The organism is Faecalibaculum rodentium (genome assembly GCF_001564455.1).
Classification (GTDB): domain Bacteria; phylum Bacillota_I; class Bacilli_A; order Erysipelotrichales; family Erysipelotrichaceae; genus Faecalibaculum; species Faecalibaculum rodentium.
Genome location: NZ_CP011391.1, coordinates 1,480,268 through 1,499,846 on the forward strand (window position 1 = coordinate 1,480,268; position 19,579 = coordinate 1,499,846).

The 19,579-nt window shown below is 53.6% G+C and carries 22 protein-coding genes and 1 pseudogene; 6 read left to right on the forward strand and 17 right to left on the reverse strand.

What is annotated here, in order from left to right; translation table 11 throughout:
* Nucleotides 1–164: 164 nt before the first annotated feature.
* From aalo17_RS07350 to aalo17_RS07360, 3 genes are all read left to right on the forward strand, one after another.
* On the forward strand, nt 165–1,034 hold the full coding sequence (locus tag aalo17_RS07350) for a beta-1,6-N-acetylglucosaminyltransferase (protein ID WP_067557614.1): 870 nt from the start codon (nt 165–167) through the stop codon (nt 1,032–1,034).
* Nucleotides 1,035–1,311: 277 nt separating this feature from the next.
* A complete protein-coding gene (gene relB, locus aalo17_RS07355) occupies nt 1,312–1,539 on the forward strand; it encodes a type II toxin-antitoxin system RelB family antitoxin (protein ID WP_067557617.1) in 228 nt (75 codons plus the stop codon).
* Nucleotide 1,540: 1 nt separating this feature from the next.
* Entirely contained in the window at nt 1,541–1,813 is a 273-nt protein-coding gene (locus tag aalo17_RS07360) for a type II toxin-antitoxin system RelE family toxin (protein ID WP_067557620.1), read from the forward strand.
* 117 nt (nt 1,814–1,930) lie between these two features.
* Here the strand turns inward: aalo17_RS07360 and aalo17_RS07365 are convergent, their stop codons facing one another.
* A complete protein-coding gene (locus tag aalo17_RS07365) occupies nt 1,931–2,347 on the reverse strand; it encodes a group II intron maturase-specific domain-containing protein (RefSeq protein WP_257721858.1) in 417 nt (138 codons plus the stop codon).
* Nucleotides 2,348–2,353: 6 nt separating this feature from the next.
* Nucleotides 2,354–2,782: pseudogene (locus aalo17_RS07370) on the reverse strand (reverse transcriptase domain-containing protein); the annotation flags it as partial.
* A gap of 106 nt (nt 2,783–2,888) precedes the next feature.
* Between aalo17_RS07370 and aalo17_RS07375 the strand changes: the two are divergent.
* Both aalo17_RS07375 and aalo17_RS07380 read left to right on the forward strand, forming a co-directional pair.
* The gene (locus tag aalo17_RS07375) at nt 2,889–3,188 is read left to right on the forward strand and encodes a transposase (protein WP_067554245.1); all 300 of its coding nucleotides are present in this window, start codon (nt 2,889–2,891) and stop codon (nt 3,186–3,188) included.
* Nucleotides 3,185–4,072 (forward strand): IS3 family transposase, encoded by an 888-nt coding sequence (locus aalo17_RS07380; RefSeq protein ID WP_067554248.1) that lies wholly within the window; start codon nt 3,185–3,187, stop codon nt 4,070–4,072. The genes aalo17_RS07375 and aalo17_RS07380 overlap by 4 nt, the downstream gene beginning before the upstream one ends.
* Before the next feature lie 31 nt (nt 4,073–4,103).
* On the opposite strand, the gene aalo17_RS07385 is transcribed toward aalo17_RS07380, so the two are convergent.
* The 8 genes from aalo17_RS07385 to aalo17_RS07420 all read right to left on the reverse strand — a co-directional run bounded on the left by aalo17_RS07385 (nt 4,104) and on the right by aalo17_RS07420 (nt 11,801).
* A complete protein-coding gene (locus aalo17_RS07385) occupies nt 4,104–4,598 on the reverse strand; it encodes an RNA-dependent RNA polymerase family protein (protein WP_067557630.1) in 495 nt (164 codons plus the stop codon).
* Nucleotides 4,599–5,114: 516 nt separating this feature from the next.
* A complete protein-coding gene (locus aalo17_RS07390) occupies nt 5,115–6,521 on the reverse strand; it encodes a DUF2812 domain-containing protein (RefSeq protein WP_067557633.1) in 1,407 nt (468 codons plus the stop codon).
* 180 nt (nt 6,522–6,701) lie between these two features.
* Nucleotides 6,702–6,884 (reverse strand): hypothetical protein, encoded by a 183-nt coding sequence (locus aalo17_RS07395; RefSeq protein WP_067557636.1) that lies wholly within the window; start codon nt 6,882–6,884, stop codon nt 6,702–6,704.
* Between the two features lie 260 nt (nt 6,885–7,144).
* Nucleotides 7,145–8,566, reverse strand: coding sequence for an IS110 family RNA-guided transposase (locus aalo17_RS07400; protein WP_067557638.1), 1,422 nt, complete (start codon nt 8,564–8,566; stop codon nt 7,145–7,147).
* Between the two features lie 327 nt (nt 8,567–8,893).
* Nucleotides 8,894–9,097, reverse strand: coding sequence for a FeoB-associated Cys-rich membrane protein (locus tag aalo17_RS07405; protein WP_067557641.1), 204 nt, complete (start codon nt 9,095–9,097; stop codon nt 8,894–8,896).
* A 66-nt stretch (nt 9,098–9,163) separates the two neighbouring features.
* Entirely contained in the window at nt 9,164–11,344 is a 2,181-nt protein-coding gene (feoB, locus tag aalo17_RS07410; protein ID WP_067557644.1) for a ferrous iron transport protein B, read from the reverse strand.
* Complete coding sequence (locus aalo17_RS07415) at nt 11,341–11,589, reverse strand: FeoA family protein (protein WP_067557645.1); 249 nt, start codon at nt 11,587–11,589, stop codon at nt 11,341–11,343. Before aalo17_RS07415 ends, feoB begins: the two co-directional genes overlap by 4 nt.
* Nucleotides 11,586–11,801 carry a FeoA family protein gene (locus tag aalo17_RS07420; RefSeq protein ID WP_236940460.1) on the reverse strand — a complete coding sequence of 72 codons (216 nt, stop codon included), beginning with the start codon at nt 11,799–11,801 and terminating at the stop codon, nt 11,586–11,588. The genes aalo17_RS07415 and aalo17_RS07420 overlap by 4 nt, the downstream gene beginning before the upstream one ends.
* A 159-nt stretch (nt 11,802–11,960) precedes the next feature.
* Between aalo17_RS07420 and aalo17_RS07425 the strand changes: the two genes are divergently transcribed.
* Nucleotides 11,961–12,488, forward strand: a complete 528-nt coding sequence (locus tag aalo17_RS07425; RefSeq protein ID WP_145907603.1) for a hypothetical protein — start codon at nt 11,961–11,963, stop codon at nt 12,486–12,488.
* Nucleotides 12,489–12,670: 182 nt separating this feature from the next.
* Here aalo17_RS07425 and aalo17_RS07430 read toward each other — a convergent pair whose 3' ends face one another.
* From aalo17_RS07430 to aalo17_RS07460, 7 genes are all read right to left on the reverse strand, one after another.
* Complete coding sequence (locus aalo17_RS07430) at nt 12,671–12,850, reverse strand: hypothetical protein (protein ID WP_067557653.1); 180 nt, start codon at nt 12,848–12,850, stop codon at nt 12,671–12,673.
* 237 nt (nt 12,851–13,087) lie between these two features.
* The gene (rplT, locus tag aalo17_RS07435) at nt 13,088–13,450 is read right to left on the reverse strand and encodes a 50S ribosomal protein L20 (RefSeq protein ID WP_067557657.1); all 363 of its coding nucleotides are present in this window, start codon (nt 13,448–13,450) and stop codon (nt 13,088–13,090) included.
* Nucleotides 13,451–13,468: 18 nt separating this feature from the next.
* Complete coding sequence (gene rpmI / locus aalo17_RS07440) at nt 13,469–13,663, reverse strand: 50S ribosomal protein L35 (protein WP_067557660.1); 195 nt, start codon at nt 13,661–13,663, stop codon at nt 13,469–13,471.
* Entirely contained in the window at nt 13,656–14,201 is a 546-nt protein-coding gene (gene infC, locus aalo17_RS07445) for a translation initiation factor IF-3 (protein WP_067557663.1), read from the reverse strand. Before infC ends, rpmI begins: the two co-directional genes overlap by 8 nt.
* 341 nt (nt 14,202–14,542) lie before the next feature.
* A complete protein-coding gene (locus aalo17_RS07450) occupies nt 14,543–16,276 on the reverse strand; it encodes a homocysteine S-methyltransferase family protein (protein WP_158507759.1) in 1,734 nt (577 codons plus the stop codon).
* A 176-nt stretch (nt 16,277–16,452) separates the two neighbouring features.
* Nucleotides 16,453–18,855 carry a homocysteine S-methyltransferase family protein gene (locus tag aalo17_RS07455; protein ID WP_082743313.1) on the reverse strand — a complete coding sequence of 801 codons (2,403 nt, stop codon included), beginning with the start codon at nt 18,853–18,855 and terminating at the stop codon, nt 16,453–16,455.
* Nucleotides 18,845–19,486, reverse strand: a complete 642-nt coding sequence (locus aalo17_RS07460) for a hypothetical protein (protein WP_067557669.1) — start codon at nt 19,484–19,486, stop codon at nt 18,845–18,847. The genes aalo17_RS07455 and aalo17_RS07460 overlap by 11 nt, the downstream gene beginning before the upstream one ends.
* Nucleotides 19,487–19,579: the final 93 nt, after the last annotated feature.

Consider the following 19,579-nt stretch of genomic DNA (forward strand, 5'->3'; position numbering starts at 1 on the left):
ATAACTGGGTCAGATGCTTAAGGATTCCTGCGGAAAACAGCCGGCACAAACCCGCAGGCAGAGAACTGTCACAACTGGACCGGTCCGCCGCAGAAACTGCTGAAGCACAGCTGACAGTGAATTTGTATCTCCTTTCTGATAAAATCATCGGGAGGTGATTTGATATGAAAATCGCATATTTGATGCATTATCTCGGAGAAGATTATGAAGAAGTCTCCGAAAACATAGACCAGATCCTGGAAGGCGGTGACCACGTCTTCGTGATGCTCAACGATGAAAAACTCCGGGACGATATCTTCATCGCCTATGCCTCGGTGCCGGAATGTCACGTGAGCACCGTGCAGTCGGCAGCGCTCCATGGCGACCTGTCCCTTCCTCGGGGCACCATCCTGCAGATGAAGGATGCCCTGGAGTACGAGGAAGACGCAGATGCGGACTTTGATTACTTCATCAACCTGACAGACGGCATGCTGCCAGTGCGCAGCCGGCAGGAAATCGTCCAGGTGCTGGAACAGCTGGATGGCCGGGACAACTACATTGTGACTGCCGACAGTGAAACCAGTGAAGACCTGAAAAAGCGCATGGAAGAGTACGCTTTCTTCACCAACTCCCTGAATTTCCAGAAAAGCAAAATGCTGCAGGGCATGAACTCTTTCACGAAAAACATCGTGAAGAACTTCAAGAACCGGGAAACGGATGACGTGGTGGTCCAGACCTGGCCGTTCTTTGTCCTCAGTCATGACAGTGCCGAAGCCCTCGTGGACAACCTGGCGTATTGCTCCAACCAGTTCATGATGTGCCTGTATCCCGAAGAACTGTGTTTTGGCACCATGCTTCGCAAGTTTTCTCCGGCACAGCATCAGGAACGCAGGCTGTGGATCACGGGACAGGGCGACTATCAGGAACAGGCGGTGATCCAGCCTGTCACCATGGACCAGGTTCTGGAAAACCCAGAGGCTCTGTTTGCAGTTCGGGTCAAGGCAAAGGAGAACCTGCCGGTCTACCAGAACGTCTTTGATGCCTACAACAGCTGAGGCCTGAAGCAGCAAAGACCAGGAGCCGCCGTTTGATACTGAACGGCGGCTCCTTTTGTGTGCCAAGCCGCTTCGCAGCGGGCTCAATGTCCCTCGCCCCCACCCTTGGACTTAGAATACCGGAATTCCTTTCCATGTACCAAATCTACGTCAACAATCATGCCAGTTCATCCTGCATTCAGCAGAATGTAAAGATTGAGCCAGCTAATTGCCGCTCAGTAACAGAACGCATATGCGTTCTATTATGCTATAATCAGCTTAGAAAAGAGGTATGACTATGATCTCAACAACGAAATCCACGACAATTCGTTTTGATTCTGAAGTTCTAAACCTGATCCACAAGGAAGCAGCTCTGAATGGACAGACAGGAACGGAATTTATGAGAAATGCCGTTTTGGAAAAACTGGAGGACAGTCTCGATTATCGGGATGCAGCAAAAAACCTGAAGGAGTCAGGTGGTCGTTCACTTTCAAGAGAAGAAGTCATCCGTAATCTGGGTTTTTAGCATGAAATATACCTGGAGATTTAACGAGAAAGCATTTAAACAGTTCAAAAAGGAAATTGACCGACCTGTTCAAAAGCGAATCATCGAATGGCTTGATTCTCATATTGAAGGGAGTGACGATCCTCGAAAATGGGGAAAAGCCCTTGAAGGAAATCTCGGAACGTTCTGGCGTTACAGAGTGGGCAGTTACAGGATTCTTGCTGATATCCAGGATCATATGTTTACAGTAGTTATTGTAAAAGCCGGCAAAAGAAACGATATCTATAAGCGTTAGGGAGCCGCCATTTAAAACTGAACGAGCGCCTCCTTTTCCTGTTGTGGATGACACAAATCGAGTAGGTATCTTTTCCCTCTCTCACACCAACCAGCGTGCCCTTCGGTACTGGGCGGTTCATACATGTGTATTCATGAACCTTACTGACTCCATATCGAAGTATTCCTCCATGGATAGAAGGCCTTTCTTCTTCAGGTGTTCATTTCTGATATACTTGTTCAGGAGCGTGACTGCACAACGGACATATCCCTGTCGTGCACACACGTATGAGTGAGCCTTGTCTCTGGGACACCCCAGCCTGACAAGGCTCTCTTCTTTTTTCCTGATGCTTTTCCACTGCTTCCAGATGATGGCCCTGATTCTTCTCCGGAGCTTGCTGTCCAATTTGCGAACCGTATATCTATACAGCCATGCACATCTGTAATAATTGCTCCATCCCCTGATAACTTGATTGATTTTCTCCAGCCTTTCTTCAAGGGATACGCTCCAGTTTTGCTTCGTCAGCTTCATTATCTTCTGTTCGAACTCATGGATGGACTTCTAATGCGGTATTGCCTTCCATTCCCTTTTGTTCCTTTTGAAGCCAAACCCCAGATATTTCACTTCATCCGGTCTGGCCACTTTCGATTTTGAAGCGTTCACTTCCAGCTTCAGCTTCTTTTCCAGATAATTGCTGAATGACTTCATCACCCTGTTGGCGGCGGCTTCCGACTTCACATAGATGAGCATGTCGTCTGCGTATCTCGAGAATCTCAGCCCTCTGCTTTCCAGTTCCTTGTCGGCCTGCTCCAGATAGATGTTGGCCAGTACCGGCGAAAGCGGCCCTCCCTGCGGGATGCCTCTTTCTGTCCTGACCAGCCTGCCGTCTATCATGACTCCCGCTCTGACGAACTTCCTTGTCAGCGATGTGACGTCCCTGTTATGGAACAGGTTGTCTATCAGGCGGATCAGTCTGTCCTGGTCTACCGTATCGAAGAATTGACCTTAGAATAATTTACGGACAGTCCATTTAGAGATTCTAAGAATACCGGTATCTATGTCATAGAACTACAATCACTATGAAAGAGGAAAATCTATGGCAAAGAAACGTAAAACATTTACAGATGAATTCAAGCAGGATGCGGTTCAATTTTTGACTAACCATCCAGAAATGACCGTTATAGAATGTGCTGAAACACTTGGTGTAGGCCGCAGCACCCTGGAAAGATGGAGGGCAGATTTCAACCGATCCGGTCTTTCAGCTGTGACAGCTCATAATAATGACAAGGAAGAAAAAGACCTTCTCAAAGAAAATGTCAGGCTTCAACGAGAACTCAGGGACTCACAGGAGGCTTTGAAGATTCTAAAAAAAGCCATAAGCATTCTGGGAAACTGAAGCAGGTCGAATACGAACTTGTTGCCGAGGATCATAAAGCTGGAATCCAATTCTCGGTATCCAGGGTGCTTCATAAACTTGGTCTTTCAAGATCTGGCTATTACGACTATTTAAAGCGGAAACCCAGCCACCAGGAAAAGCGCAGGCATGATGTGAAAAAGGCCATCCTTCAGATTTATGAAGACAGCCACGAAAACTACGGAGCGCCAAAAATCGCTAAAATCCTGAACTCAGGAGGGATCTCCATTACAGAAAGGACCGTTGGTGTTTATATGCGTCAAATGGGGATCCGAGCACAGTGGGTCAAGCCTCATACACAAACCACAATACGAAGTGATTTCAGTGGAAATCTGAAGAATCTTCTGGATAGAAACTTCTCTCCGGCTCACCCAAACTGCGTATGGTGCACAGATATCACCTATATCCACACAAAGCTGGACGGATTCGTTTACCTTGCCTGCATCATGGATCTGTATTCCAGAAGGATCATTTCCTGGAAGCTTACAAAAACGCTGGACACAGGTCCAATTCTGAAATCGATCGAAGAAGCCAGAAAACGCCGGCCGTCCCAGGAACCGATAATGATTCATACGGACCGAGGAATCCACTATACCTGTGATCTGTACAGAAAACTGACCAGAGGAATGATTCGCAGTTATTCAGCAAAAGGAGTTCCGTATGACAACGCCTGTATTGAATCATTCCACTCCCTGATCAAGAGGGAATGGCTGAGCAGGTTCGATATACAGAACTACAGGCATGCATACCGACTGGTGAGTCAGTATATAGATGACTGGTACAACCCTGAACGGATACACAGCCACTGTGGATATATGTCCCCAGCAGAATATGAAGTAATGTTCCAAAGGACCAGCACTGACTGAGAAAGAATTCTGGAGCGCCCTTTACAGTGGGCTATCCCCTGGTAGACTGATGAGCCTTCAGCCAAGAACTGTCAGATATTGACTCTTTGGATGAAGGCAAGAGAAAGGGGTCCAGGGGATAGTGGGCCCCACTGTCAAGGGAGGAAGCGGAGGAAATCTTTCGTAGAATTGGCAGTATCTGCCGACTCTCTAAAATCAGTGTCCGTTTTCTTGACATAGGACCAAATTTCCTCAGGTCGATGTCGACGATCCAGTTATACCCGTCGTTCATGAACTCGAGGCCTTTCAGTATCGCCTGTTCACATCTCCTGTTCTTCCTGAACCCGTATGAGCTGTTGCTCATCTCGAAGTCCTTCCTGTAATCCAGATAGTTTGCCAGACCGGCCTGCACGACTCTGTCTCTGGCTGCCGGGACATTGAGCCCCCGCATGCTCCCATCCGGTTTCGGGATATCGGTCCTTCTGGCTGGCAGTGGTTTATAGCTGCGGTCCAGTATCTGTTCCCGCACGGCCCCTTCCTTACTCATCTTCAGGGGCTCTCCGGGTTTGTCCTTTGTTGGTTTGTCGTGCAGGAGGCATTCCTGATATTTGCAGTAAATTGTACGTTCGGCCTTTCACTCCATCCTCATTACAGGGGCTTCTTCGCTACTATGGCCTCGGCTGACTTCCTGCCATTCGTTGTTACTGCAGAAGGGATGTCATCGTGGCTTGATGGTTCCTTTCGCTGACAGGACCTCCCCGGGTAAGGCCATACATCTTTCATTCCATATACCTGCCGCATTTACCCCAGACAGTCATCCGCAACTATTACGATTTGCGCTGTATGGCAGGCTCGTCTCCGTCTGTGGCCTTATATGCGATTCGTGTTCCTCAGGCCGGAACTTTGCCTCCAGGCTTCTTTCAGAGCTCCTGTTACCAGAGAGCCCCTTGCCTTGAACCAATGGTTAGCGGTTGCGATGATACGCTCCCATAGTGGACTTTCACCACCTGGATGTATGCTATGCCTTTCGCACAGAAAAGGACCCGTCTTCGGGTCCTGTCATCTATTTGTCGTCTTCCAGATCCTTCCAGTCGCTTTCCAGCTGGGCTTCGGTCTCCGAGGTATCGTATTCGTCGGATTCCATCTCCAGGCGGTTTTTCTGCTGTTCCTTCAGCCGGAGCCTGGCCATGAGCATCCGGGCCCGTTTCTTGGCATGCTTGAGCATCCGCGCATACTGGAGGAACACCACGAGGCAGATCACAAAGAGCACAGCACAGACGGCGATGCCCCAGAGATAGCCCTGGAATTCATACTGAAGGAAGGCGGTGATGAGGCAGCAGACCATGCAGATGAAGACCAGGAACATGGTGCTGCGGCAGGAGTTCGCGTATTTGCGGAAGAAGCGGTATTTCTCTTCTTCGTTGTCGATCACCTTTGGATATTCACCGGCTTCTTCCGGGTGCCGGAAGATGAACCAGCCGGCCTCCTTCTTCTTGCGGGCAGGAGCCTTGGAGACCAGTTGCCAGCCGTCTGCTTCCAGTCTGCGCCACTGGTCGTTGTCCGGTTCCTGCCGGAAGTAGTCGATGGAGTAGTAGTACTTCTGAGGTTCTCCCTTGGTGAAGTAATACTTGTGGCCAGTGTGACGGACATAATGATAGCCGTCTGCCGACTGCTCTGAGAGGTAGTCCTCAATGATGGGATACTGGCTCAGCAGGAAGTGTTTCTTGTCTTCGAACAGATCCGGCTCGTCATCATAATACTCGCCATCTTCGTCCTCTTCCTCTTCTTCGTCCTGATCCTCGTACTCATCTTCATCATCGTCTTCGTACTCGTCCTCTTCTTCGTCTTCGGAGTCCTCCTCATCCGCCTGGCCGGTGCCCAGCTGGGCCTGGGCGGTTTCTTCGGTGATTTCATCCATGAGGACATCTTCCGTGACAGTGGTCCTGGCCGAGGGTTCCGGTTCTGCGGCATCCGCCTCCTCCGGTTCTTCCTCGTTGTGGTCCATGAGGCTTTCTTCTGTCACGGCATCCATTTCAATGGTGGGCGCTTCCCCGGAATCCGGGCCTGCGCCGGTTTCTGTTTCCATGACAGTTTCCTCACTCACCGGTTCCTCCTGCGGCATCTGTGTCTGGAGCAGTTCGTCCACAGCCGGCGCCACATCTTCGCTGGAAGAGAACACCGTGGGTTCCGCTTCCTGTCCAGGTTCTTCCGTACACACGGCTTCTTCCTGGATTTCCTGTCCGTCGTCAAAAATCTCCCGGCGGATCCGGACCGTGGCCTTGCGCCTGGAGCGCTTGCCAAAGAGGGAGCGGCGGGGTTTTTCTTCTTCCTTCAGCTCGAAAATGTCCGAGGCATTGAAGGAGTGAAGCTCCGGTTCATTGAATTGTATCTGGGAAATCCGGTCCTGCTGGGTGAGTTCTTCAAGCTCTTCCAGGCCGGCGTTTTTCTGGTTTTCAGGTTCCTGTGCCATACTGTACCCCCTAACTGTATCATTATAAATCATCGGGGAAGGCAATGCCACAGGATGCGTTTCGGGCTGCCCATGCCTGCTGCACACTATTGGTGTGCGTGCGCAAAAGGATCCGGTTCTTCCGGATCCGCTGGTTTTGATTTCAGATACGCATGCCTGACCGGAGCCCGTTGACCAAAATCAGCGGGCGTGCCGGAGAACGACGTTCAGCCCCAGGACCAGGGCGGCAACAAAAAACAGCACCTGCCCGACAAACAGAAAGACAGAAAGGCACAGCAGGGCGAGGATCACTTTCAGGACCAGGCTGCCGCCTTTTTTCAGAACCGCCAGTGACAGCAGGATCACCGCAGCTGCTTTCAACATAATGCAAACTCCTTTCGCACCTGCAGGATATGGCAGGTGGATGCCAAGCCATATGAAACGGCTTTCCTTTTCTGTCTACATCATACAGGAAGAGCGTCGTGTGAATCTTACGGTTTTGAAAAGGCTGTGTCCATACAGTCCGGCGCTGTATATGCAGTTCACAGTCTCCATAAAATGTGAAACTCTCATAAAATGAAAGCCACGATTAAAAGGCCTCCTCTCGGGAGGTTTTTTAAATTTTCTGAATGCTTACATATTGTCTAAATCGTTGATATCGCTCCAGTTTGATATTCACATTGAGCAATTCCTATCTGGGCCAGTAACTGCTCTATCTTGTGTTTCATCTCATCATCTGTATTCTGCAGCATCTCTACGATCTCTTTTGCGGTCCTGATAATTGCTGGAGCATCTGTTTCCTCTGCTGATGTCTCCATACTCTGTTCCCGCTCACTCTGTTCTTTTTCCAATACCGCCGGGATCTGTTTCTTTCTCTCTTGGAAATATTCACCTGTCTGGAACATATGATAGGCAAGAACCATCATCTTTCTCGCAATCGCAATCAATGCGCGTTTTTTACCGCGTCGGGCTGCGATAGCCTCATACTTCCCCTTGAAATATGGGTGCTTCACTGCGTTCAGAGCACATTGAATCAACACAGGCTTTAGATAATATCCGCCTTTTCCAATTTTGACCGATTTATGTTTGTTGTTGCTCTGATTGCTTTGAGGGCACAGTCCACACCAGCTTATGAAGTGCTTCTCGTTCTTGAACTGTCCCATGTCTGTTCCTGTTTCGCTTAGTATCTGCATCGCCGAAAGCCCGGAGATTCCCGGGATGGAATCAAGCAAATCAAGATAGGACTTGAATGGTTCGAGAATTTCCGTCATCATTTGTTCGTAGCGTTGGATTTGCGCAGTGAGTCGGTCAACTCTTTCATACGCATTTTCAAGCTCGAATTTCTGGACGGAGGAGAACTTTGCACCAGCGAATGCTTTGCGAAGTTCTTCTTCTTTTTCTTTGCGCTCTTTATGGGTGGAGAACCGCATGATCCGGCAGCTTTTCCGTATCCGCTTTTTCACTTCCTCCAAATCCGGTTCCTCTGTCGTGAGCAGGTATTCGATCACACTTCGGGCCGACTCTCCTTCGATCCCGGAAAAAACAAGATCCATACGGATATTCGCTTCTGTCAGAATATTCCGGATCCTTCGGATCGTATCCCCTCTTTCCTGTACCAGTTTAGTTCTGGACCGTGAGAGCCTTCTGGATTCCCGAAGCTCCCGGACCGGGATATATGACTCTCTCAACAGACCGTTGGCCCCAAGTTCAGCGATCCAGGCACAGTCTTTCTGGTCCGTTTTTTGTCCGGCTATGGTCCGGACGTGCTTTGGGTTGACGATATGGGGTTTCAATCCCATTTCCTCACAGACATCAAAAACAGGGGTGGAATACTTTCCGGTCGATTCCATATAAACATCTATCGGCCTGTCTTCCAGATCCGGAAGAGTTGTATAGATCCATTCACACATTGAGGCAAGATCTGAATGATTTGAGTCAAATTTTTTGGTGACGAACACAAGCCCGTCTTTCCCTTTGGCCGGATCTTTGAAGGTCACACAGGCCCAGACATTATTTCTATGGACATCCAAACCGACACAGACCGGTTTTCTGTTACGAACAGCCATGGTCGAAAACTCCTCTCAAACAAAAAATGCCGGAGTGGAAGTTGATCCATCCATTGAACTTGTCGAGAAAAAAACCGACAGCCTATACAAAATGTTCAGAATATTCGTGATGAATTTCTACCCAGGGATACTATTTAGATCAACGGCGACTTATAAAAAAACAATCTCATGAAGACTGTGTGAGAAGTCCGCATGGAATAAATGTGTATCGTGCTCTCACCAGCTCCGGCAAGATAAATATAACAGGGGCCGGAACGGCCCCATCTAAGTTTCACTTATCCAAGGGTGGACCTCGCATGCGAGGTCCATGAATGAAAAAAAGAGGAATCAGGACCATTTCCCGGCTGATTCCTCTTTCCTTTTGCGTTCTTTTTCTTCCCGGAGCTCACAGCGGATCTTTTCCCAGTCCACCTGCCCGCAATGGGCACAGTCACCGCTGCAGCCGGTTTTTTTCTTCCTGGATGCGCTGCGGAAAATCAGCGTCAGCACGAGTGTCAGAACAAGAAGGATCAGTATATCACCGGCGCTCATTTTCTCACCTCCTCCAGTTTCGGATAGTTCCTGCCGGAACACACATCCTGTCCCGGCGACAGCATTTTATTTTCCGGATTCCAGCGCCATGGCTGTATGGATCGTGTCATCCCTGCCACTGTATCCCTTCCGGAACAGCAGGACCAGCAGCAGGCCCAGCAGGGCGAAGGCCACCACACTGAAGACGCTGAAAGTCACTTCCCCTGTGAACAGTCCGCCGATCTGGTACACGATGAGCGACACCACATAGGCGAATCCGCACATATAGCCAATGGAGGCCAGGGTCCATTTCCAGTTGTTCATCTCCCGCTTGATGGCACCCATGGCCGCGAAGCACGGAGCGCACAGAAGGTTGAAGATCAGGAAACTCCATGCCGTGACGGCACTGAAATCCGCAGCCACCGCCGCCCAGATTTCGGTTCCTTCTTCGGAGACTTCGCCCAGCCCGGCATACAGCACTCCGAAGGTGTTGACCACTTCCTCCTTGGCAATGAGACCCGTGAATGTCGCCACGGTGGCTTTCCAGGCCATGTCTCCCGCCCATCCCAGGGGCACAAAGATCCATGCCAGCATGTGGCCCAGACCTGCCAGAAGCGAGACATTGTTGTCTTCCACCAGCGACAGCGATCCGTTGACGATTCCAAAACTCTGCAGGAACCACAGAATGATGCTGCTGGCCAGAATCAGCGTTCCGGCGCGTTTGATGAACGACCAGCCTCTTTCCCATGTGGAAGCGAGCAGGCTGGTCAGTGTAGGCCAGTGATAGGCCGGCAGTTCCATGACAAACGGAGCCGGTTCTCCGGCAAATACCTTGAATTTCTTGAGGATGATGCCGGAAACCACGACCGCCCCAATGCCGATCACAAAGGCGCTTGTGGCCACCCAGGCGCTCTGGCCGAATACCGCTCCGGCAAAGAGGCCAATGATGGGCATTTTGGCGCCACAGGGGATGAAGCCCGTGGTCATGATCGTCAGCTTCCGGTCCCGGTCCTGTTCAATGGTGCGGCTGGCCATAATGCCAGGCACGCCGCAGCCTGTGACGACAAGCAGCGGAATGAAGCTCTTGCCCGAAAGGCCAAAGCGCCGGAACAGCCGGTCCATGATGAAGGCCACACGGCTCATGTAGCCGCAGTCTTCCAGTATGGAGAGCAAAAAAAACAGCACCAGGATCTGGGGCACGAAGCCCAGGACCGCGCCGACACCCGCCACAATGCCGTCCTGGATCAGCCTCGAGAGCACCTCGCCTACGCCCAGGGTTGTCAGCAGCGTTTCCACCCCATTGGGGATCCATTCCCCGAAGAGCACATCGTTGACCCAGTCCGTGCCCATGGTGCCAATGGACACTACGGTTTGGCCCATGGCAATGGTATAGATCCCCCACATGATGAGCACGAAGACCGGCAGAGCCAGCCAGCGGTTGGTCACCACCCGGTCGATTTTGTCCGACAATGACAGGCTGGAGGCCGTCGCCTTTTTCGTGAAGCACCCTGCCAGGATCCGCTCGATGTAATCGTAGCGCTGTGTGGTCAGGATCGACTCTGCGTCATCGTCATACTCTTTTTCCACCTTTGTGACAATGGCTTCCAGCCTGCGGGTCTGTTCCGGATCCAGGTGCAGTTCTTCCAGCACCCGTTCGTCGCGTTCAAAGGCTTTCACCGCATACCAGTACAGCGACTGGGGCGGGACCTTGTCTGCTAGAAGCTTCTGGATTTCTTCAAGAGCCTGCACAACCTGCGGTTCGAAACTGTCCGGACAATGTCCTGTGGGCTGCGGCTTTGCCAGCTCGGCAGTCAGTTCATCCAGTCCCTCTTTTTTCAGGGCAGAAATCGAGATCACCGGGCAGCCAAGCACGGCTGAGAGCTTTTTCAGATCCAGTGTATTGCCGCTGGCCCTGACCATGTCTGCCATGTTGACTGCCAGCACCACCGGCAGATTCAGTTCGAGCAGCTGTGTCGTGAGATAGAGATTGCGCTCAATGTTGGTGCCATCCACGATGTCCAGCACCATATCCGGCTGTTCCTTCACCAGATACGCCCGGCTCACGACTTCTTCCAGCGTGTAGGGTGACAGGGAGTAGATTCCCGGGAGGTCCTGAATCAGTATGTCCTCGTGATTTTTCAGGCGTCCTTCCTTTTTCTCCACCGTGACACCCGGCCAGTTTCCGGTATGCTGTCTGGAACCGGTCAGGGCGTTGAACAGCGTGGTCTTGCCGCTGTTGGGGTTTCCCGCCAGTGCAATCGTCTTCATGCTGCCGCCTCCTGGGTGCTGCCGGCTTCCCGGACTTCAATCATGACTGCATCCGCTTTGCGCAGGCTCAGTTCATAGCCGCGAACCGTGAGCTCCAGCGGATCTCCCAGCGGTGCCACTTTCCGGATATACAGCCTGGTCCCCCTGGTCAGTCCCATGTCCATGATCCGGCGCTTGACGGCTCCCGATCCGGTCAGTTTCGTGATCTCCAGCATGGCGCCGGGTGCGAACTCGTTCAGTGTCATGCCTGTGCCTCCTGGACCATGATCCTTCTGGCCATGGAAGCGTCCAGTGCCAGGCGGCTGCCCTTGACCTCCACAATAAGATTTCCGGCAATTTCCTGCTTGACGGTCACCAGAGACTGAGGGGAAAAGCCCAGATCCGCCAGGTGGCTGCGCACCTTGAGCGGCCCGGATATCCGGCAGACTGTCATGGGTCTGTCTTTTTCTGCATACATCAGCGGCATCATATGTCTCCTTCCGAATTAGCTTTCTCTAACTAATGTTAATATACACTAATTACGGTTAGATACAACAAACATCTTGGGAATGTCATCCCATTTTTCCGCTTTTTGGCCTTCCAGAAGCTGATGATGCTCCAATTCCGGGACGAATTCATGTCTGATATGGAGACAGGACGCCATTCTGACCGCCGGGGATTCAAGCCGGGATTCCACCAGGACTGTGTGGTCATGACACGCCAGGGGCTTTTGAGCATCCGGCCGGCCCGATTACAGTATATGGATGCCGGACTCAGGAGGATGTCTATGATTCTGGACGCCAAAATCACCGGTACACACATTGAACTGCTTCATGAAGACAAAGCCCGGAAGAAAGCCGTGGAAATAGTGCCGGTACAGGCCCGGCACCGGAGTGACAGTGCGTTTCCGGCCGGTGCTGCCCTGATGGACGAACAGCCGGAATCTTCGGATATGTCACTGCTCATGAACCTGTCCCGGTCCTTTCTGCAGGATCTTTCCGAAGATCAGTTTGTGTACACGAGAAACCGGCACGGTGCCGCACTTTCCCTGCCTGGAGCATCAGAAATCGGCGAGAGTCTGGATGACGGGATCCATTCCCGGTTTCTATTTCCGGAAACTCTCAATACACTGTACCGGGCATTCTCCGAAGATCTGCAGCGATAGGCCAGCCGGTCAACATTCCTAAGCCTGATCCGGCTGCTCCGGGACAAAAACCTCAAGCAGATCTGCGACCAGATCGTTTTCAGGTCGTCCTTCTGTCCGTTCGTGCTCATCCGACAGTAGCCGATGACCTTTCTGTGGGGCTGGATCCACCGTGTGCCCGTCTCCTATGATCTTGTCCACCATCAACTGCACTCATGGAATGGCATCTTCAAAAAAAACAGGTTCATGCAGGCATCGTTGAACAGGCTGGCCTCTTTCAGCGCCTTTTCCAGAAGTGAGCGCCATTGCTCATCGCTCAGGTGTTTTCGTGCATTACGCGAACCAGATTCAGGTGGTGCCCATTGTTTCTCTTCAGACTTCACATTCAGTTTCCTTTCCTGTCCTGCACTTCAGGCATAACCATTATCTGGTTCAGGCACCACTATTATCTCACCTGTTGTTGCCGATAATAATCATAATTCATGCTATAATCCTCTATTAGTTTACACCGACAATTCCATTTATGATTACTGATACCGAAAGAGAACACAAACCTGCGCACCATGCTCCGCCCCTGTGAAGCCAAAAAAAAACACCCGTTGCCGGGTGCGGTGTTCTGCTTACGCCTTTTCCAGAGCAGCCTTTGCCTCGTCGCAGACCTTCGTGAAGCCTTCTGCGTCGTGGATGGCCATTTCGGACAGCATCTTGCGGTTGATCTGGATGTCAGCCAGCTTCAGACCGTGCATCAGCTTGTTGTAGCTCATGTCGTTCATGCGGGCTGCAGCGTTGATACGCGCGATCCAGATTTTGCGCATGTTGCCCTTGAGCTTGCGACGGTCATTGTATGCATACTTGAAAGAATGCATGACCTGCTCATTGGCAGTTTTGTACAGTGTGTGCTTAGAGCCGAAGTAGCCTTTGGCCAGCTTCAGGACTCTTTTTCTTCTTCTGCGGGATACAGTTCCGCCTTTTACTCGTGCCATTTATAGTTCCTCCCTTGCTTATTTCACCAGCAGCGACTTGATGCGCTTGTAATCCGTCGGGTTTACCAGACCGCTCTTGGCCAGGTGACGGCGCTGTTTCTTGGTCTTGCCGTGGAAACGGTGGGATGTGTATGCGTGGTGACGCTTCAGTTTGCCGGACCCGGTCTTTTTGACCCGCTTGTTCAGTCCGCGGTGGCTCTTCATCTTAGGCATTGTCAGTTCCTCCTTGCTTATCCGTTGTTTTTTTCTTCTTGGGCGCCAGGATCAGGGACATGGTGTTCCCCTCCATGGACGGACGCTTCTCGATCAGATACCCGATCTCTTCATCCTTCGCCAGTTCATCCAGGAACTGGTTCATGATCTGCCGTCCAACCTCCTGACGTGTCATCATCCGGCCACGGAACCGCATATCAACCTTGACCTTCATGCCCGATCCCAGCCATTTTTTCGCCTGCTTCACCTTGGTTTCAAAGTCATGGGTGTCCACGACCGGAGACAGACGGAGAGCTTTCAGTTCGACAGTGTGCTGCTTGCGTTTTGACTCTTTGGCTTTTTTCTGCTGTTCGAAGTGATAGCGTCCGTAATCGAGGACCTTGCAGACCGCCGGACGCGCCTTCGGGGCAACGCACAGCAGATCCAGGTTCTGGCGGTAGGCGATTTCCAGCGCCTCCCTGCGGGGCATGACCCCCAGCTGATTTCCATCTGCGTCGATTACGAGTACTTCTCTGAAGGGAATCTTTTCATTGAACATGTCAGTGTTGACATTGTTCGGGGCAACTCTTCTGTTATTGATATCCGATACCTGCCTTTCGTTAAAAAAAACGGGCACACGAAGGCACCCTGTTAACTGCAAAATCACATTGATCTGGCATTGACCCATGCGCCTAACGCATCAGGTGAGAAGGGGTGCTTCTGTCTTTCCATTTCTTTACCTGTCAAGAATACCAGAAACCCACCACATCTGTAAACCTGAAAACACCGGTTTGTGCAAAAACTTTGGCTGATGAATTGCCAACGCAGCCGCTGCCCCAGGCCATCCTTCATGAAACCATACACCTGGGACTGTCCGGGGCGCGTCTGGCACGGCCATGGTCATCCCATGTCTGTGTCAGTGGCAGCCCCCATGATCCGGGCCACCAGCTGTGTACGCCGAAAGGGCATCATGATGTACCAGCCGTCACAATACGCATCCACTGCCCGCATCACATCCAGACTCAGCCTGAGCGCCAGGTCCTCGGATTCTTCACGATTCAGGCCCGCATACAGCCCGGGGATCCGCTCATCCAGCTCGATGCCCGACACTTCGTTTTGCAGGTACAGAGCGTTGCGTTCGCTCACCACCGGGAATATCCCTGCCAGGATCCGGCAGTCCAGTTCCTCATGCGCCCGCTTCAGGTTTTCCAGTCCCCGTTCAGACAGCACCGGCTGTGTCAGCAGCACCTGCACCCCATTGGCGATTTTCTCCTTCGCCAGCCGCAGCTGGATGTCGAAATTCCGGGCATTCACATTCAGTGCCCCCATCACGCACATCGGCGTCTGCAGGACGGTTTCGTTCAGGACCTGAATGTATGCAGCCAGGCGCCGGGAGTTGAAATTGTACACCTGGCGTACCTCGCTGCGGTCTTCCTCGCACACCGGATCCCCCGTCACCACCAGACACTGATGGACCCCGAAGGCCGACAGTCCTGTCACCAGGCTGCGGATCGCGTTGCGGTTCTTGTCGCGGCACGCAATGTGCGGCAGCATGAGCATGTCTTCCTGACTTGCGGCCAGGGCCGACAGCATGCACGAATCCGCCCTGGGTCTTCCGACGGGGTTGTCCGATACCGTGATCACATCCGCTCCGGCGTTTTTCAGGCGCTTGACAGCCGCCAGCCACGGCAGGACATCATCCGTGGCAGGGGGATCGGCTTCCACAAATATCGGTTTGCTCTCTCTTTCAAACAGCGCCATGAGGGCGTTGTCCGGACAGCGCTTCACAAAGCCGGCATCCTTCTCCGGTTCCGGCAGATCATCCTGCTGCCAGTCCGCCTGGTCCAGAGACCGCGACAGGGCCTGAATGTGCTCCGGTGTGGTGCCACAGCAGCCACCCACAGAAATGCCCCTGGCATAAAGCGGGGCAAGGACCTGAGCAAAGTAGTCCGGCTGAGCCGTGAAGGTCATCCGGTGGCCGGTCACCGACGGGCTCCCTGCATTGGGCCGCACCACCAGAGGCCTGTCCCAATGCAAAGACTCCACGAGTTTCACCATCCCGGCCGGTCCCTGCAGACAGTTGAGGCCCAGGCCATCCACCAGCGGCGTGGCTTCCTCAAACAGGGGCTGCACTTCCAGACCCGCCCGGGTGAGCCCATCTGCTTCCACCGCGAAGCTGACAACGATCTGCGCCCCAGGAACCGTCTCGCGGATCCGGTCAATCGCCGGACGAAGCGGAGCCAACTCGGCCTGTGTCTCGAACAGGAACCGGTTTACACCGCACGCCGCAAAGGCATCCACCAGTGACAGCATCCGTTCCGGATGCCCCGGATCCGCCGGACCCAGACTCGCATAGAGCGGCACCGTGCATCCTGCTTCTGCCATGGCCACCCGCGCATTGTTCACCGCCGCCGATACCAGGGGCAGGGTCATTTCAGACTCCACCAGCGGCAGGGCAAAGGTATTTGTCAACAGGCACTGTGCGCCCGCCTCCAGGTATCTGCCATGAATCGAGCGGATCGCCTCCGGGTTCGTGGCATTCGCCGCCTCCACCAGATCACTCGACATCCCTGTTGACTGTGCATACAGCGTACCCATTGCCCCGTCAAACAGCCGCGGCAGTTCTTGTGCCATTTGTTCCTTATATATATCCATGATCGATTCCTTTCCCGTTTCCCTCCTGCCGATGCTGGCATCCCCTCCGGCTGACCAGCCCTGCTCAAGGCAGGTATGGTCAGCTGCAGGGTGCGGATGGTCGAACGCCTTCCGGTTCTTCTCTGTCTGCGAATGATGTCAGGATGTGGCTGGATTCACCCTTTGTCCTGATCACCGGCGAACACTTCCCTCGCCGCTGCGCAGTCCGCCATGGCGTCTTCGCAATAATACTCCGCGCCAATGCTCCGGGCGTATTCGGGCGTCACCACTGCCCCGCCCACCATGATCTTCGGGGGATTGTCCAGGGCTTTGAGCCGCTTCACCGTTTCTTCCATGGCCGGCAGCGTGGTGGTCATCAATGCGGAGAGTCCGACCAGGCGGATGTCCTGTTCCAGGACCGTGTCCACAATGACCTGCGGATCCACATCCCTTCCCAGGTCCAGCACCTGATAGCCATAGGTTTCGAGGATTGTCGAAGCGATGTTTTTCCCGATATCGTGGATGTCCCCCTTCACCGTGGCCATGACGATCTTGTGACCGGAACCGGCTTCCTGTCCCAGTCCGGCATTTTTTGCCTTGATTTTGGCGAATACCGCCTGGGCAGCCCCGGCCGCCTGGAGCAGCTGGGGCAGGAAGATGCGCTGCGCCTCATAGTCCTTCCCCACTTTGTCCAGCGCCGGAATGAGTTCCCGTTCCGTCAGTTCCAGCGAATCATGTGTCTGCAGATAGTCTCTGGCCAGTTCGGCCGCTGTTTCCTTCAGCCCTTTCCGGATTGCCTGCGAGAGCGGGCTGCCATCCGTCAGATCCGCCGCTTCCGGTGTTTTTTCTTTGGATACAGCCTGCCCCGTTTCATGGGGACTTGCCGCGATGAAGTGTTCGGCGTTTTCGTCCTGCCCGCTCAGGACCAGGAAGGCATCCAGGGCGTTGCGGATCGGTGCCGAATTCACATTCACGATCGGCAGCCGCAGTCCCGCCGTCATGGCCATGGTCAGGAAGGTACTGGTCAAAAGCGGCCTGTCGGGGAGTCCGAAGGAAATGTTGGACACACCCAGCGTGGTCTGGATCCCCCGTTCACCCAGGACCCGGATGGCGTTGAGGGTCTCCATGGCCTGTTCCTGCTGGGCGGACACGGTCAGGGACAGGCAGTCGATCCACACGTCTTTTTCGCTGATGCCCATGTCACGACAGGCATCGAGGATCTTCTGTGCATTCTCCAGCCGCTTTTGTGCCGACTGGGGGATCCCCTCTTCGTCCAGCGCCAGTCCCACCACTGCCGCGCCATAGCGTTTGACCAGCGGCAGTACTGCCGCCAGTTTTTCCGCTTCTGCTGAAACAGAGTTGACCGACGGCTTTCCGTTGTAGACACGCAGGGCCGCCTCCAGCGCCCGGGGGTTGCTGGAGTCCAGCTGCAGGGGGACATCCACCACACTCTGGATGCGTTTGACGGCCTCCGGCAGGAGTGTCACTTCGTCGATCCCGGGTGCCCCGACATTGAGGTCGAGAATGGCAGCCCCGGCCTCCACCTGTTCCAGTGCCTGGGACACAAGATAGCCGAAATCCCGGTCTTTGAGTGCCTGCTGGAAGCGTTTTTTGCCCGTGGGATTGAGGCGCTCACCAATGGGTCGCACGCCGTCCACCGTTACACCCTGCAGGGCCGAGCAGACAAAGCTCTTTTCCTCATACGGAATGCGGGACACATCGATCCCCTGGCCGATGACGGCAGACAGGGCCCGGATCGTATCGGGGGTCGTGCCGCAGCAGCCGCCGACGACTGTCACGCCGGCTTCCAGTGCCGGAAGGATGCCTTTCACAAAATCTGCATCCGCGAGCGAATAAGAGCCGTCCCGCGGATCTGGCAGTCCCGCATTGGGTTTGGCGGCTACGGGCAGATGGGTATTGGCCAGGACTTCTTTCAGCAACGGGACCAGGGTATCCGGTCCCGCGGAGCAGTTGATGCCCAGGCAGTCTGCCCCAAGTCCAGTCATGGTTCGCGCGAAGATCTCCGGTGTGGTGCCTGTAAAGGTGCGCCCGTCTTCCTGGAAGGTCATGGAGACCAGAACGGGCAGATCGGAGTGTTCCTTCGCCGCAAGCAGGGCGGCTTTCGTTTCATAGAGATCGGCCATGGTTTCGATCACGATCAGGTCTGCGTTCTTTCCCGCTTTTACCACCGCCGCAAATCTCTCATATGCCTCTTCAAAGGACAGAGTTCCCAGGGGTTCGAGAAGCTGTCCCAAAGGGCCAATGTCCAGGGCACAGAGGCAGTCCGGGGCGGCTATGCGCACATTGCGGATCGCCGCCTGAATGACGTCTTCCAGGGAATAGCCGGTACCGGCAAGTTTGTCGGGATTGGCTCCGAAGGTGTTGGCATAGACAATGTCGCTCCCTGCCCTGGCGTAGTCGCGGTGCACCGACTGAACCAGGTCCGGGTCGGTGATGTTCAACAGTTCGGGAATGGTCCCGGGTTTCATGCCCCGTTTCTGCAGCATGGTGCCCATGGAACCGTCGAGGATCACAAAGGGTTTGTCCTTCTGGTGGAAGAGATCGGGTTTATTTGACACAGGTTTGTCCTTTCTTTGCGAGGGCGCAGGGATAGAGGTCGCAGACGCCACAGCCGCGGATGGTCTGGGGCTGCGGAGAGTCAAAGACCCCGGCGAGGGCCGTGATGGATTTTTCGGGCACCATGAGCAGTGTGTCCATGAGGTGCAGACCGAGTCTGGCGGTCAGGTTCAGTTCCCGGAAGAGCACAGTCTGGTATGACAGGGGCAGGTCGCCGTAGCCCGGGGAAAAGCGGTCAGAGAGGTAACATCCCAGTTCCCGGCCGATGGTGGCCTGGACTTCGTCCAGTCTGGCATCCACAAAGGCTGCCCCAGCCGCATTGAGAAACAGGGAGCGGGTCATGTCTGTCACAGCCAGACGGCGGACATCCCGGTCAAAGGCCGGTCCCAGGGTGATGGCCATGAGGACCACCGAAGAAGCTCCCTTTATATAGGAGGCAGCCATATCGCTGGGAAGTGGTTCCCCAAAAAGAAGAGGACTGTTTCCGTCCCAGTCCAGGGGGACCTGTTTCCATACAAAGCGCGGCGGGTACTTCTTTGCCACCTCGGAAAGGATGGAAGCCATGAGAGTCCGGGACTCCGTATCCTTTGAATCGATGCCTGCATAGGCGCAGGCAGTTTCAAACACTTTCATAATATTTTCATTATACTTGCAACGGAGAAATGGGCCAGTAAAATTCCGGGCTTTGTGAGTGGAAATCTCATCCAATGAACTCTATACTAAAGT